This window comes from Methylococcus capsulatus str. Texas = ATCC 19069, from assembly GCF_000424685.1.
Classification (GTDB): domain Bacteria; phylum Pseudomonadota; class Gammaproteobacteria; order Methylococcales; family Methylococcaceae; genus Methylococcus; species Methylococcus capsulatus.
The window spans coordinates 192,888-206,951 of sequence record NZ_AUKJ01000017.1; the positions used below are offsets into that span (position 1 = coordinate 192,888).

Annotated in this window: 14 protein-coding genes; 12 read left to right on the forward strand and 2 right to left on the reverse strand. The window is 64.5% G+C overall.

The genetic code is table 11. The annotated features are described in order from the left end of the window. Positions 1 to 130 precede the first annotated feature (130 nt). A complete protein-coding gene (locus H156_RS0105440; RefSeq protein WP_017366172.1) occupies positions 131 to 799 on the reverse strand; it encodes a protein-methionine-sulfoxide reductase heme-binding subunit MsrQ in 669 nt (222 codons plus the stop codon). Between the two features lie 292 nt (positions 800 to 1,091). Here H156_RS0105440 and H156_RS0105445 point away from each other — a divergent pair, with 292 nt between their 5' ends. The 12 genes from H156_RS0105445 (at position 1,092) to H156_RS0105500 (ending at position 12,977) form a co-directional block, all read left to right on the forward strand. Continuing rightward, complete coding sequence (locus tag H156_RS0105445; RefSeq protein WP_017366171.1) at positions 1,092 to 1,559, forward strand: cysteine rich repeat-containing protein; 468 nt, start codon at positions 1,092 to 1,094, stop codon at positions 1,557 to 1,559. Positions 1,560 to 1,788: 229 nt separating this feature from the next. After that, entirely contained in the window at positions 1,789 to 2,604 is an 816-nt protein-coding gene (gene truA / locus H156_RS0105450) for a tRNA pseudouridine(38-40) synthase TruA (RefSeq protein ID WP_017366170.1), read from the forward strand. After that, positions 2,601 to 3,269 (forward strand): phosphoribosylanthranilate isomerase, encoded by a 669-nt coding sequence (locus H156_RS0105455; protein ID WP_010961719.1) that lies wholly within the window; start codon positions 2,601 to 2,603, stop codon positions 3,267 to 3,269. Before truA ends, H156_RS0105455 begins: the two co-directional genes overlap by 4 nt. Then, positions 3,244 to 4,455, forward strand: coding sequence for a tryptophan synthase subunit beta (trpB, locus tag H156_RS0105460; protein ID WP_026046052.1), 1,212 nt, complete (start codon positions 3,244 to 3,246; stop codon positions 4,453 to 4,455). The genes H156_RS0105455 and trpB overlap by 26 nt, the downstream gene beginning before the upstream one ends. After that, positions 4,452 to 5,255, forward strand: coding sequence for a tryptophan synthase subunit alpha (gene trpA, locus H156_RS0105465; protein WP_017366168.1), 804 nt, complete (start codon positions 4,452 to 4,454; stop codon positions 5,253 to 5,255). The genes trpB and trpA overlap by 4 nt, the downstream gene beginning before the upstream one ends. A 14-nt stretch (positions 5,256 to 5,269) precedes the next feature. Continuing rightward, entirely contained in the window at positions 5,270 to 6,244 is a 975-nt protein-coding gene (accD, locus tag H156_RS0105470; protein WP_010961716.1) for an acetyl-CoA carboxylase, carboxyltransferase subunit beta, read from the forward strand. A gap of 3 nt (positions 6,245 to 6,247) precedes the next feature. Next, the gene (gene folC / locus H156_RS0105475) at positions 6,248 to 7,543 is read left to right on the forward strand and encodes a bifunctional tetrahydrofolate synthase/dihydrofolate synthase (RefSeq protein WP_017366167.1); all 1,296 of its coding nucleotides are present in this window, start codon (positions 6,248 to 6,250) and stop codon (positions 7,541 to 7,543) included. Further along, positions 7,536 to 8,339 carry an SPOR domain-containing protein gene (locus tag H156_RS0105480; RefSeq protein WP_017366166.1) on the forward strand — a complete coding sequence of 268 codons (804 nt, stop codon included), beginning with the start codon at positions 7,536 to 7,538 and terminating at the stop codon, positions 8,337 to 8,339. Before folC ends, H156_RS0105480 begins: the two co-directional genes overlap by 8 nt. A gap of 3 nt (positions 8,340 to 8,342) precedes the next feature. Next, positions 8,343 to 8,876, forward strand: a complete 534-nt coding sequence (locus H156_RS0105485; RefSeq protein WP_017366165.1) for a CvpA family protein — start codon at positions 8,343 to 8,345, stop codon at positions 8,874 to 8,876. Positions 8,877 to 8,912: 36 nt separating this feature from the next. Beyond that, positions 8,913 to 10,421, forward strand: coding sequence for an amidophosphoribosyltransferase (gene purF, locus H156_RS0105490; protein ID WP_010961712.1), 1,509 nt, complete (start codon positions 8,913 to 8,915; stop codon positions 10,419 to 10,421). A gap of 13 nt (positions 10,422 to 10,434) precedes the next feature. Beyond that, on the forward strand, positions 10,435 to 11,616 hold the full coding sequence (locus H156_RS0105495; protein WP_017366164.1) for an O-succinylhomoserine sulfhydrylase: 1,182 nt from the start codon (positions 10,435 to 10,437) through the stop codon (positions 11,614 to 11,616). 32 nt (positions 11,617 to 11,648) lie between these two features. Next, complete coding sequence (locus H156_RS0105500) at positions 11,649 to 12,977, forward strand: UDP-glucose dehydrogenase family protein (protein ID WP_017366163.1); 1,329 nt, start codon at positions 11,649 to 11,651, stop codon at positions 12,975 to 12,977. A 21-nt stretch (positions 12,978 to 12,998) separates the two neighbouring features. Here H156_RS0105500 and H156_RS0105505 read toward each other — a convergent pair whose 3' ends face one another. Further along, positions 12,999 to 13,931: a histone deacetylase family protein gene (locus tag H156_RS0105505; RefSeq protein WP_017366162.1), complete on the reverse strand. Its 933-nt coding sequence runs from the start codon at positions 13,929 to 13,931 to the stop codon at positions 12,999 to 13,001. Positions 13,932 to 14,064 lie beyond the last annotated feature (133 nt).

Sequence of the window (14,064 nt, forward strand, 5' to 3'; positions counted from 1 at the left end):
CCGAGTGCAACATCCGTTGCCCTCGGTACTCGAAACCGCCAATTTTTGATTTGCGCGCAGTGACAATGGTGGCTTCCCGGTTGGTACATCCACGGGTGGGAATTCGGAGTCTCGTTGCCAGGTGCCGGCGCTAATCCGTCGGCTGAGGCGCCGAGGGATCAGCAATCGATGGTCGTGGCGCAGTGGCGGAAGGGCGGCCAGCCCGCCGTCGGGTGGCTTCGTCCAGTCGCAGGCACAGGACGATCGCCAGGATCGCCGCGTACAAGGCCGGACCCGAGGTATCCCGTTTGACCAGCCAGAAATAATGGAATACGCCGGCCGCCGCGGACACATATACCCACCGGTGCAGCAGGCGCCAGTTTCTGTGGCCAAGGCGTCGGGCCATGGCCTGGTTGGAGGTGGCAGCCAATGGAACCATGATCAGGAAACTCGTCATCCCGGCGGAGATAAAGGGGCGCCTGACGATGTCCCGCCAAATTTCGCGGGCATCGAATAACTGATCGAATATCAGATAGCTCGAGACATGAAGGCAGGCGTAGAAGAAAGCCAGCAGAGCGGTCGTGCGGCGGAGGTGAATGAGCCAGTGTCCGCCGGGGAATCTGGCCAACGGTGTGATGGCGAGGGTGCCCAGCAGGAATCGCAATGTCCACAGGCCGCTGCCGTGGGAAATGGTCTCGACGGGATTGGCGCCCAGGCCGTGAGTCAAGCCGCCCGCTGCCAGGAAGAGAAAAGGAGCCGTACCGGCGACGAACAGTCCTCGGTTGAGCAGCCGGATGGTGGCTTCGGACGGAGGCTTCATGGGGGGATAAACCTGGGTTGACTCCTCGTGTGTTCGATGAGCGGCGGAGGTGGAGTATGACCTGGCATGGTTGAGTATGCCACTTGGTTATTTTCCACCCACCTTCTGCATTTTGCAAAACGGCTGTCCCCGGCCGTTAGGACGAACCCGGTTTCAAGCCGGATAGGTTTTCCCGGGGTGTCTGGCTACAATGCCGGATGTGCGCCGCCAGCGGAAGGGCCGGCTCGGGCCGGGACTTGCGGGAGTGGGGGTGCGCGATTCGTCTCATCACCCAATCAATAGGGAACATCTCATGTACAGTGCACGATATCTGTTCGCCGGCCTGCTGCTGGCGGCGTTCATGACACAACCCGCTTGTGCGGCGAAGAAGGCCGAGACCAAGGCTTCTGCGCCCCTGGAGCAGGCTCAGGTCGACGATCCGGTCTCGACTTTCAAAACCGGCTGCAAGGCCGAACTCGACAAGTTCTGCAAGGACGTGATGCCCGGTGACGGACGTCAGTTGGCCTGTCTCTACGCCTACCAGGACAAGCTATCCACGCGCTGCGAATACGCCATTTACGATGCCGCGGCCCAGCTTCAGCGTGAAGTCAACGCTCTGAGCTATGTGGCCGCAGAATGCGACGACGATCTTGACAAATACTGTGCCAATGTCGATCCCGGCGAAGGGCGGCTGTTGGCCTGCCTGGAAAAGAATGAAGCCAAGGTCAGCTCGCGCTGTGAGCAGGCGATCCAGGATACGGGCTTGAACAAAGTCAAATAAGGGGCTCGATGCCGTCCGTGTCGGCGCAGCCGCCCCCTCTTCGCCGATACAGGGTCCCCAAGACCCGCCCCGGTGGTGTCTCGATTTTGTCAGGGGTGGGTCGTGTCTCATCAAATCAATGAGTTGACAAGGCGGTCTGCAGGGGGCTCACAGAATTATCCACAGAATCTGTGGATAAACCGGCGGGGCGTTTCTGGTACGATAGCGCGCCTCGAATCGGGCCTGAAACATGAGGATCGCCTTAGGCATAGAATATGACGGCAGCGGTTTCGCCGGCTGGCAGTGGCAGAACGGTAAGCGCACCGTTCAGGCCGAGGTCGAGCGGGCCTTGAGCCGGGTCGCCGACGCTCCCGTGCGAGTCACATGCGCAGGGCGCACCGATGCGGGAGTCCATGCCATCGAGCAGGTGGCGCATTTCGACACCGAGAGCCGGCGCAGTGAGCGCTCTTGGCTGCTGGGGGCCAATACCGCGCTGCCGGAGGACGTGCGGATCCTCTGGGTGCGGGAAACCGAACCTCATTTCCACGCCCGGTTGAGCGCGATCGCTCGCTACTACCGCTATGAGATATTGAACCGGCCCATGCGTTCCGCCTTGCGGCCCCGCCAGTTCACCTGGTGCCACGCGCCCCTGGACGTCGAGCGGATGCGGGAAGGTGCGGCCTATCTGGTCGGCGAACACGATTTCTCGTCTTTTCGGGCGCAGCAATGCCAGTCCCGCAGCCCTTTCCGGCGCGTGCATTTCCTGCACGTGCGCCGGGAGGGTGAAAGGGTGATCATGGAAATCGCCGCCAACGCCTTCGTCCATCACATGGTGCGCAACATCGCTGGGGTACTGATGGCGGTGGGGGCGGGCAAGCACGATCCGGCCTGGGTCGGCGAACTGCTGGCCATGCGGGACCGCGCCAAGGGTGGTGTCACGGCGCCGCCGGACGGGCTTTACCTGGGAGGCGTGTGTTATCCGGAAGAATTCGGGCTGGCGCGCGACGCCGTTTTCGAACACCTGCCGGCGGACGCCCGCCGCTACCAGCCCGATGACGAATCATGATGCCGGCATACCCCTCCGGGCGAACTCGGGTTAAAATTTGCGGTTTCACGCAGGCCGAGGACGCGGCCTGCGCGGTGGCTCTGGGCGTCGATGCGTTGGGTCTGGTGTTCTACGGTCCCAGCCCGCGCAACGTGGGCCTTGGTCAGGCGCAGGCCATCGCCGCGGCCGTCCCGGCGCTGGTCACGGTGGTGGGACTGTTCGTGGATGCCGAGCCGGAACGAGTGCGGGAGGTCTGCAGTGCCGTGCGGATCGATCTGCTGCAGTTTCATGGCGATGAATCCCCCGAATACTGTGCTGGCTTCGGGCGGCCCTACATCAAGGCCTTGCGGATGATGCCCGGTGTCGACGTCGGGGCCGAGGCTCGCCGGTACGCTGGCGCCGCCGGTTTGCTGCTCGACGCCTACCAGCCGGGCGAGCAGGGCGGGACCGGCATGACGTTCGACTGGCGCAGGGCCGAAGCCGGATGCTGCCTGCCGTTGATCCTGGCGGGCGGGCTCGCGCCGACCAATGTGAGAGAGGCACTGGAAACGGCAAAGCCTTACGCGGTGGATGTATCGAGCGGCGTGGAGGGGGCGCGGAAGGGAATCAAGGACCACGACAAAATGGCGGCGTTTTTACGCGAGGTATACGATTTTGATCATGCAAGACGAGATTCAGCCCTATGACCTGCCCGATGAGCGCGGCCACTTTGGACCTTACGGCGGCATTTTCGTCGCCGAGACCTTGATGGAGCCGCTGGAAGAGCTGAAAGCCGCCTACCATCGCTACCTGAAGGACCCGGAATTCCTCGCCGAGCTGGATCACGATCTGAACCACTACGTCGGCCGCCCCTCACCGATCTATCATGCCGAACGCCTGAGCCGGGAGCTCGGCGGCGCACAGATCTTCTTCAAGCGCGAAGATCTCAATCATACCGGTGCACACAAGGTCAACAACACCGTCGGCCAGGCACTGCTGGCCAAGCGCATGGGCAAGCGGCGGGTGATCGCCGAGACCGGTGCGGGCCAGCACGGCGTGGCCACGGCCACCGTGGCGGCCCGGCTGGGGATGGAGTGCGTGGTCTACATGGGGGCGGTCGACGTCCAGCGCCAGGCGCTCAACGTATTCCGCATGAAGCTGCTCGGCGCCACCGTGATAGCGGTCGAGTCGGGTTCCCGGACGCTCAAGGACGCGCTGAACGAAGCCATGCGCGACTGGGTGACCAACGTCGACGATACCTTCTACATCATCGGTACGGTGGCGGGTCCCCATCCCTATCCCGCCATGGTGCGCGATTTCCAGGCCGTGATCGGCCGCGAGGCGCGCCGGCAGATGCTGGAGATGACGGGGCGTCTGCCCGATGCCCTGGTCGCCTGCGTGGGCGGCGGCTCGAATGCCATCGGCCTGTTTCATCCGTTCGTCGATGACCGCGAGGTCGCCATGTACGGGGTCGAGGCCGCCGGGGATGGTATAGAAACCGGTCGCCACTCGGCTCCGCTGAGCGCCGGCCGCCCCGGCGTGCTGCACGGCAACCGTACCTACCTGATGGAAGACGAAGACGGCGAGATCATCGAGACCCATTCCATTTCCGCCGGGCTGGACTATCCGGGCGTCGGGCCGGAACACGCCTGGCTCAAGGACTGCGGCCGGGCGAGCTATGTCAGTGCCACCGACGCCGAAGCGCTCGAGGCGTTCCACATCCTGACCCGGTCCGAGGGGATCATCCCGGCACTGGAATCCAGCCATGCCGTGGCCTACGCCCTCAAGCTGGCGCCGACTCTCAGTTCCGACAAGATCGTCCTGGTCAACCTGTCTGGCCGTGGCGACAAGGATATCCACACCATCGCCACCCGGGAGGGCATCGTTCTGTGAGCCGTCTGACCTCAACTTTCCAGGTCCTGCGTCATGCCAACCGCAAGGCCCTGATCCCGTTCATCACTGCCGGCGATCCGGAGCCCGGTTTCACCGTGCCGGTCATGCATGCCATGGTCGAGGCCGGTGCCGACGTCATCGAGCTGGGCGTGCCGTTTTCCGACCCCATGGCCGACGGTCCCGTGATCCAGAAAGCCAGCGAGCGCGCGCTGGTTCACCATATGAGCCTTGGCAAGACCCTGGATCTCGTGGCCGAGTTCCGCCGTGCCGATCGGACGACGCCCATCGTGCTGATGGGCTATCTCAACCCCGTCGAGTGCATGGGGTACCAGCGTTTCGTCGATCGTGCCAAGGATGCCGGCGTCGACGGCGTGCTTACCGTCGACATGCCGCCGGAAGAGGCGGGGGAGTTCGTACCGATGCTGCACAGGGCCGGGCTCGACCCGATTTTCCTGCTGGCACCCAACAGTTCGGACGCCCGAGTTCAGCGGATGGCGGCGCTCGGTCGCGGCTATCTGTACTATGTGTCCCTCAAGGGGGTGACCGGAGCGTCACACCTCGACCTCGCCGAAGTGGAAAGCCGGATCGCCCACATCAGGTCGTTGACCGACCTGCCGATCGGGGTCGGTTTCGGCGTCAAGAATGCCGAGACCGCGGCGGCCATAGGGCGGTTCGCCGATGCCGTGGTGGTGGGCAGTGCTCTGGTGGAGAAGATCGCGGCGGCTCAGGACCGGCCCGAACAGGCGCGCAAGGACATCGTCGACTTGCTCGCCGTCATGCGGCGCGCGCTGGATACCTGAAGCCGAGAGAAGTCATGACTTTGAGCTGGTTCCATAAACTCGTTCCCTCCAAGATCCGCACCGAGGCCTCGACCAAGAGCACGGTGCCCGAGGGGCTGTGGTGCAAGTGCCCGAGCTGCAATGCGATCCTGTACAAGTCGGAGGTCGAGCGCAATCTCGAGGTCTGTCCGAAATGCTCGCATCACATGCGCATTTCCGCGCGCAAGCGCCTCCATCTGTTTCTCGACCCGGGCAACCGGCTGGAGATCGGTGAGGGGCTGGCCCCCCTGGATCCGCTGAAATTCAAGGACAGCAAGAAGTACAAGGACCGCTTGCAGCAGGCCCAGAAGGCAACCGGCGAAAAAGATGCGCTGATCGTCGTGGCCGGGCAGCTGCTCGGACTGCCGGTCGTGGCGGGAGCTTTCAATTTCGAGTTCATGGGGGGCTCCATGGGCTCGGTGGTCGGCGAGCGTTTCGTACGCGGCGTCAACCACAGTCTCGAACACGGTGCTCCATTCGTCGTTTTCAGCGCCAGCGGGGGCGCCCGCATGCAGGAATCGTTGCTGTCGCTGTTCCAGATGGCCAAGACCAGCGCCGCGCTGGGGCGGCTGTCCAAGGCGAGGATTCCGTTCATTTCCGTCCTGACCGATCCGACCATGGGCGGGGTCTCGGCCAGCTTCGCCATGCTGGGCGACATCAACATCGCCGAACCGGGCGCCCTGATCGGTTTCGCCGGCCCCCGAGTGATCGAGCAGACGGTGCGGGAGAAACTTCCGGAAGGATTCCAGCGCAGTGAATTCCTGCTCGAACACGGTGCCGTCGACATGATCGTCGACCGCCGCGATCTGCGTGAGCGCATCGCCGCGCTCCTGGCTCTCATGACCCGCGACGGCCGGGCTGTCGCACCCGCCGCGGCGAAGGCGCCGCCGGCGATCGGGGAGGGCGCCGGAGAGGCCGATCTGGCCCGTTGTCTTTCCGCGTTGCCGATGGACGACCCGGAAGCCGAATAGCCGATGCGCTTCTCGACTCTCGGGGAGTGGCTGTCTTGGCAGGAGACCTTGCACCCCCAGGCCATCGATTTGGGGCTGGAACGGGTTCGCAGGGTCTACCGGGCACTCAATCCGGCTCAGGACCGGCCTTTTACCATCACCGTCGGCGGCACCAACGGCAAAGGCTCCTGCGTCGCGGCGCTGGATACCATCCTGCGTCGGGCCGGTTACCGCGTCGGCGCCTATACCTCGCCCCATATCCTGCGCTACAACGAGCGCATCTGCATCGATGGGACGCCGGTCGACGACGCGGCCATCTGCGCGTCGTTCGAACGGATCGAAGCGGTGCGCGGCGACACCACGCTGAGTTTCTTCGAGTTCGGTACGCTGGCGGCGATGGACATCTTCCGGCGCGCCGAACTCGACGTGCAGATCCTCGAGGTCGGTCTCGGCGGGCGGCTCGATGCCGTGAACATCGTCGATGCCGATGCTGCGCTGGTCGCCAGCATCGGCATCGACCACGAGGAATGGCTGGGGTTGACCCGCGAGGCCATCGGCTTGGAGAAGGCCGGCATCTTCCGGCCGTCGCGGCCCTGCATCCTGGGCGATCCCGACGCCCCGGCCACGGTATTGCGGCACGCGGAGGCGATCGGAGCGGATTTGCTGATGCAGGGCCGCGATTTCTCGTTCCGGAGGGAAAACGACGGCTGGACCTGGTACGGGCGCGGGGAAACCCATGCGGCGCTGCCCGAGCCGTGCCTGCGGGGCGACCATCAGTATTTCAACATGGCCGCCGTTCTGCAGGTGATCGAGGCCATCCGGCCCCGCCTTCCGGTGCCGGAAGCCGCTGTCCGGGCGGGTCTGGCCAGCGTCCATCTGCCGGGCCGGTTCCAGATACAGGAAGGCGAGCCGACGGTGCTGCTGGACGTCGCGCACAATCCCCATGCAGTGCGCGTGCTCGCGGAGTTCCTGCGGCAGTTCAAGCGGGGACGCCCGGTGCACGCGGTGTTCGCCATGATGCGCGACAAGGACATCCGCGGCGTGGTCGAGTGCATCCGCGATCTGGTGGATGACTGGTATCTCGCGCCGTTGCAACTGCCGCGGGCCGCGACGCCGGAAATCCTGCTGCCGGTGTTCTCGGCGCTCGGCATAAGCCACGTGCAGCAGGGTTTCGCGGATGCCGCCGAGGTGTTTGCAAGGGTCCGTCGAAACGCCGAGAATGATTCGATCATTTTGGTGTTCGGCTCGTTTTTCCTGGTCGCCGAGTATCTGGCCCGAATCGAGCCCATCCCTCCAAAGTTCGAGGAAACGTATGGATGAACAGTTGAAACAACGGCTGATCGGCGCAACGGTCATCGTCGCCCTGGCCGTGATTTTCGTGCCGATGCTGTTCGACGAGAAGCCGGGGCCGTCCCGCCCGGAAGTGGCCGAGATTCCGCCGATGCCCAAGGACATGGAGGAGCAGCCGGTCGAACTGCCGCGCTCGGTGGAGGAGGTCGCGACGGCCGAGCCGGTGGAGGCCGAAGGGGCGGATCGCATCATTCCGATCACGGGTGGTGAAGACGGTGTCGCCGGAGCGGGGACGGTTCCACCTTCGCCGAAGCGCGGAGCTGTCCCGCAAAAGGAGAAACCCGGTCAGACGGTTGAAGCAGAACAGGCGCCGGCCGACGGGTTCGTCGAGGAAGACATGGCGCCCATGGAGGCGGCACCGACGGTGAAACCCACGGTCAGGCCGTCGGTACCGAAGAAGATGCCCGCGGCGATCGCCGTGCCGGCCGTCACGGGAGGCAAGCCGCCGGCAAAGGCGGGGTCGGCTGAGCCGGCGCTCCGCAAGCCGGAAGTTCCACCCGCCGCAGCGCCCGCCGCCGGTGTTTCGGCCTGGCTGGTGCAGGCCGGGAGCTTCGTCGAGGAGGCCAATGCCAAGGCGCTGGTCGAGAAGTTGCGCCAGAACAATTTGTCCGCCTACGCAGAAACCGTCCACGGCAGCACTGGCAAGGTGACCTACCGTGTCCGGATCGGACCCGAGCCCGACAAGGCCCGGGCCGAGCAGGTGCTGCGTCAGCTCGAGTCGGTCGCCGGCATCCGTGGCTATCTGGTGCCGTCCCGCCCCCGCTAGTCGATGTTGCCGCAGGTCGCGCCGGGCACGGCGGTCGCGGGTGCTTTGAGCTGGGTCGATTATCTCATCATTGCGGTGATGGGCTTGTCCGCCTTGGTGGGGTTGACCCGAGGGCTGGTGCGGGAAGTATTCTCGCTGGCGACCTGGGCCGCGGCGGTGTGGCTGGGGCTGCGTTTCAGCCATGATCTGGCGGTCCCTCTCGAATCCCTGATTCCGCTGCCCTCGCTGCGGCTCGGCGTCGCTTTCGTCGCCATCTTCCTGGTCAGTCTGATGGCGGGCGGTCTCACCGGTTTTCTGCTCGGTCGGCTGGTGACGGGCACCGGTCTGGGGGGGACCGACCGGCTGGCCGGGATGGTGTTCGGGCTGACGCGTGGCGTGCTGCTCGTATCGGTCATGGTGCTCCTGGCCGGGTTTACTCCGTTGCCCCGGGACCCATGGTGGCAGGAGTCGCGCCTCATTCCGCCGTTTCAATCCATGGCGCTGTGGATCAAGACGCTGCTGCCGGCTGAAATCGCCGGTCAGGTGGCCTATCCTTGAGTCCCCTTTCGTTCAATCGCTTTACAGGTTCAGGCTATGTGCGGAATTGCCGGTATCGTTTCCAACGATGAGGTCAATCAGGAACTGTACGAGGCGCTCACCGTGCTTCAGCATCGCGGCCAGGATGCCGCCGGTATCGTGACCTGCGAGAGGGAGCGGCTGCATCTGCGCAAGGAGAGCGGTCTGGTGCGGGATGTGTTCCACACCCGCCACATGGTGGAGCTGAAAGGCACGATGGGCATCGGCCACGTGCGTTATCCCACTGCCGGCTGTTCCAGCACCGCTGAAGCGCAGCCGTTCTATGTCAATTCCCCGTACGGCATCTCGCTCGCCCACAATGGCAATCTGACCAATGCGGCCCGGCTCAAACGCGAACTGTTCCGACAGGATCAGCGCCATATCAACACCGATTCGGATTCGGAGGTTCTACTCAACGTCTTCGCCCATGAAATGCAGGGCATCGGCAAGCTGCGGGTATCGCCGGACGACGTGTTCCGGGCCGTTTCCGCGGTGCATAGGCGCTGCCGCGGTGCCTATGCCGTGGTGGCGATGGTCACCGGTTTCGGCGTCGTCGGCTTCCGCGATCCGCATGGCATCCGCCCTCTGGTTTTCGGCGAGCGGGAGGGGCGGTTCGGCAAGGACTACATGATCGCTTCCGAGAGCGTGGCTCTGGACGTGCTCGGCTTCGAGCTGGTTCGGGATGTGGCGCCCGGCGAGGCGGTCCTGATCGAGAAGGACGGTACCCTGCATATCCGCCAGTGCGCCGAACACGTCGTCCATTCCCCATGCATCTTCGAGTTCGTCTATTTCGCCCGGCCGGATTCCATCATCGACGACATCTCCGTCTACAAGGCCCGGCTGCGCATGGGGGACAAGCTGGCCGACAAGATTCTGCGGGAGCGCCCCGAGCACGACATCGACGTGGTCATCCCCATCCCGGACACCAGCCGCACTTCGGCGCTGCAGCTCGCCAACCGGCTGGGCGTGAAATACAGCGAAGGCTTCATCAAGAACCGTTACATCGGCCGTACCTTCATCATGCCGGGGCAGACCCTGCGCAAGAAGTCCGTGCGGCAGAAGCTCAACGCCATCGACCTGGAGTTCAAGGGCAAGAACGTGCTGCTGGTGGACGACTCCATCGTGCGTGGCACCACCTCGACCCAGATCATCCAGATGGCGCGCGACGCCGGCGCCCGCAAGGTCTATTTCGCCTCGGCCTCGCCGCCGGTGCGCTACCCTAATGTTTACGGCATCGACATGCCGGCGGTCGAGGAGCTGATCGCCCACGGCCGGACCGACGAACAGGTACGGGAAGCGCTGGGCGCGGACTGGCTGGTCTATCAGGATCTGGCCGATCTGGTCGAGTCGGTACAGAAGGGCAACCCGTCGATCCCCCGTTTCGACACCTCCTGCTTCGACAAGGATTACGTCACCGGTGACATCGATCAGGCCTATCTCGATCGCCTGAGCGAGCACCGCTCGGATCATGCCAAGGCCAAACGGGATGCGGCCGCGACCGCCATCGATCTTTACAACACCGTCTAAAGGAGCAGGAGCCGTGGACGATCTGGATTGGAACGAATTCGCCATGGAGACCCGGGCCGTGCGCGCCGGGCAACGGCGGACGATGGAGCAGGAGCATGCGGAGCCGATCTTCGCCACTTCCAGCTACGTGTTCGCCAGCGCCGCCGAGGCGGCCGAGCGCTTCGCCGGCAAGGCGGCGGGCAACATCTATTCACGCTTCACGAATCCCACGGTGCGGACCTTCGAGGAGAGGCTGGCGGCGCTGGAGGGTGGGGAGCGCTGCGTCGCGGTCGGCTCCGGTATGGCGGCCATTGCCAGTACCGCGTTCGGGTTGCTGAAGGCAGGCGATCACGTGGTGTGTTCGCGCAGCGTGTTCGGCAATACCACCCTGCTGTTCCAGAATTACCTGGCCAAGTTCGGGGTCCCGACGACCTTCGTCGGTCTCACCGATTACGATGGCTGGGCCGCGGCCATCCGGCCCGAGACCCGGTTTCTGTTCATCGAGACGCCTTCCAATCCGCTGACCGAAATCGCCGACATCCCAAGGCTCGCGGAAATCGCCCACGCCCGCGGCTGCCTGCTGGTGGTGGACAATTGTTTCTGCACCCCGGCCTTGCAGCGGCCGCTGGCGCTGGGCGCGGACATCGTGATCCATTCGGCCACCAAGTACCTCGACGGCCAGGGCCGCTGCGTAGGCGGGGCCATCGTCGGCGGGCGCGAACTGCTCGACGCCGAAATCTACCCATTCCTGCGCACCGGCGGCCCCAGCATGAGTCCGTTCAACGCCTGGGTGTTCCTCAAGGGCCTGGAAACGCTGAATCTCAGGATGAAAGCCCATTGTGAGAACGCACTCGGCCTGGCCCGCTGGTTGGAGGCGCAGCCCTGGGTCGAGCGGGTGCATTATCCGGGACTCGCCAGCCATCCCCAGCATGAACTCGCCGCCCGCCAGCAATCGGGTTTCGGCGGCATCGTCAGCTTCGAGGTCAAGGGCGGACAGGAGGCTGCCTGGCGTCTGATCGACAGCACCCGGCTGCTGTCGATCACCGGCAATCTGGGCGATGCCAAAACCACCATCACCCATCCGGCGACTACCACTCACGGCCGTCTGAGTCCGGAAGCCCGGGCAGCGGCCGGTATCGCCGACGGGCTGATCCGCATCGCGGTTGGACTGGAGAACCTCGCCGATATTCAGGCCGATCTGGCTCGCTTCGCCTGAGGTCCTTTTTTCTCATTTCCTAAGGAAACTGCATGAAAGTCACCATCTTTGGTTCCGGCTATGTGGGATTGGTTACCGGCGCTTGTCTGGCCGAAGTCGGCAACGACGTCGTCTGCATCGACATCGACGCTGGCAAGATCGAACGCCTCGAGCGGGGCGAGGTGCCGATCTACGAGCCCGGCCTCGATACCATCATCAAACGCAACATGGTGGCCGGCCGCTTGCAGTTCACCACCGATATCGACCTGGGCGTGAGCCACGGCCTGTTCCAGTTCATCGCCGTCGGCACGCCGCCCGACGAGGACGGCTCGGCCGATCTGCAATACGTGCTGGCCGTGGCGCGCAGCATCGGCGAGCGGATGCAGGAATACCGGGTGGTCGTCAACAAGTCCACCGTACCGGTGGGAACGGCGGACAAGGTGCGCGGCGCGGTGAGTGAGGTGCTGGCCCGGCGTGGTGTGGCCATCGAGTTCGACGTGGTCTCCAATCCGGAATTCCTGAAGGAAGGCGCGGCCATCGAGGACTTCATGAAGCCGGACCGGATCGTGGTCGGCACCGATAACCCGCGCACCACGGAACTGCTGCGCGCCCTCTATGCCCCTTTCAACCGTAGCCACGACCGCATGGTGTGCATGGACATCCGCTCCGCCGAGCTGACCAAGTATGCTGCCAATGCCATGCTGGCCACCAAGATCAGCTTCATGAACGAGCTGGCCAACCTCGCCGAGCGGCTGGGCGCAGATATCGAGAAGGTCCGGGTCGGTATCGGTTCCGATCCGCGCATCGGCTACCATTTCATCTATCCCGGCTGCGGTTACGGCGGCTCCTGTTTCCCCAAGGACGTCAAGGCACTGGAGCGTACCGCCCGCGATGCCGGTTATCCCGCCCAGTTGCTGCAGGCGGTGGAGGCCGTGAACGACCGCCAGAAGGAAAAGCTGTTCGAGAAAATCAGCGCCTATTTCGGGGGCGATCTGGCCGGCAAGACCATAGCGGTCTGGGGACTGGCCTTCAAGCCGAACACCGACGACATGCGCGAAGCACCCAGCCGCACCCTGATGGAAGCGCTGTGGCGGGCGGGGGCGAAAGTACGGGCGTTCGATCCCGTGGCGCAGGAGGAAGCCCATCGCATCTATGGCGACCGGGCGGACCTGATCCTGTGCGATTCGCCGGAATCGGCCCTGCGAGGCGCCGATGCGCTGGCGGTGGTTACCGAATGGAACGTGTTCCGCAGTCCCGATTTCGACGAAATCAAGCAGTCCCTCACCCGTCCCGCGGTGTTCGACGGCCGCAACATCTACGATCCAGCACACATGAAGGCCAAGGGTTTCGATTATTTCGCCATCGGGCGAGGCTCAGTCTGATCGGCCGCTGCAGCCGGGATTTCAGGATGATGGGAGGAGCAGCGTCCGGACATGGGCCGCGGCGCTCCGGCCCAGAGCCTCCAGGGCGTAACCGCCTTCGAGGGCGGATACGATACGGCCGCCGGCATGGCGATCCGCCAGCTTCATGAGTTCCGCCGTGATCCAGCCGTAGTCGTCCTCGGTGAGCGCGAGGTCGGCCAGCGGATCGTCGCGGTGGGCGTCGAATCCGGCGGAGATGAGCACTAGCTCGGGGCGGAAACGGTCGATGGCGGGCAAGGCGGTGGCTGTGACGGCTTCGCGGTAGGCTGCGGAGTCCGTGCCCGCCGGAAGGGGGATGTTGACCAGGTTGCCGACGCCCGTTTCCTCGGCGCTGCCCGTCCCCGGATACCAGGGATACTGGTGGGTCGAAACGTACAGCGCCTGCGGATTGCGTCTGAACGCGGCCTGGGTCCCGTTGCCGTGGTGCACGTCGAAATCCACGATGGCGATACGCTGCAGTCCGTGGCTGGCGAGGGCATGGGCGGCGGCAATGGCGATGTTGTTGAACAGGCAGAAGCCCATGGCCGCATCCGGTTCGGCGTGATGCCCCGGCGGACGCACCGCGCAGAAGGCGTTGCGCGCCCGTTTCCCGATCACCTCGTCCACCGCCAGGCATACCGCGCCGACTGCATGCAGTGCGGCTTCTCCCGACTCCGGCGAGACTACCGTGTCGGCATCGACGAAGTGATGGCCGGTCTGGGGGAGGGAGGCGAACACCCGTTCGATGTGCCGCCGGGAATGGACCAGTTCGAGCCGGGAGATGTCGGCGCGGGGGGCCTCGAGACGCCGCAGGCTCCGGAATTCCGGAGCGGCGAGAGCGCTTTCGATGGCGGCAAGGCGCACCGAACCTTCCGGATGGCCGGGACCGGTGTCGTGGCGGAGAAACACCGGATGGCTGATATAGAGCGTCGTCATGGTCTGCGCATGCCGTTTCGGAGCGGGTTATTCCATATAATAGCCTCCCATGTTTCCCGCAAGAACTCGTATTCTCCCCGTGGCAGGCCGCGGGAAGGGCGGGCTCGTTTTCTATCACAATCTCTTAAGGTTC

Bases quoted from the DNA above. Each gene is read 5' to 3' on its own strand.
- H156_RS0105440 (WP_017366172.1), bottom strand. From the start codon at position 799: ATGAAGCCTCCGTCCGAAGCCACCATCCGGCTGCTCAACCGAGGACTG.
- H156_RS0105445 (WP_017366171.1), top strand. From the start codon at position 1,092: ATGTACAGTGCACGATATCTGTTCGCCGGCCTGCTGCTGGCGGCGTTC.
- truA (WP_017366170.1), top strand. From the start codon at position 1,789: ATGAGGATCGCCTTAGGCATAGAATATGACGGCAGCGGTTTCGCCGGC.
- H156_RS0105455 (WP_010961719.1), top strand. From the start codon at position 2,601: ATGATGCCGGCATACCCCTCCGGGCGAACTCGGGTTAAAATTTGCGGT.
- trpB (WP_026046052.1), top strand. From the start codon at position 3,244: ATGCAAGACGAGATTCAGCCCTATGACCTGCCCGATGAGCGCGGCCAC.
- accD (WP_010961716.1), top strand. From the start codon at position 5,270: ATGACTTTGAGCTGGTTCCATAAACTCGTTCCCTCCAAGATCCGCACC.
- folC (WP_017366167.1), top strand. From the start codon at position 6,248: ATGCGCTTCTCGACTCTCGGGGAGTGGCTGTCTTGGCAGGAGACCTTG.
- H156_RS0105480 (WP_017366166.1), top strand. From the start codon at position 7,536: ATGGATGAACAGTTGAAACAACGGCTGATCGGCGCAACGGTCATCGTC.
- H156_RS0105485 (WP_017366165.1), top strand. From the start codon at position 8,343: ATGTTGCCGCAGGTCGCGCCGGGCACGGCGGTCGCGGGTGCTTTGAGC.
- purF (WP_010961712.1), top strand. From the start codon at position 8,913: ATGTGCGGAATTGCCGGTATCGTTTCCAACGATGAGGTCAATCAGGAA.
- H156_RS0105500 (WP_017366163.1), top strand. From the start codon at position 11,649: ATGAAAGTCACCATCTTTGGTTCCGGCTATGTGGGATTGGTTACCGGC.
- H156_RS0105505 (WP_017366162.1), bottom strand. From the start codon at position 13,931: ATGACGACGCTCTATATCAGCCATCCGGTGTTTCTCCGCCACGACACC.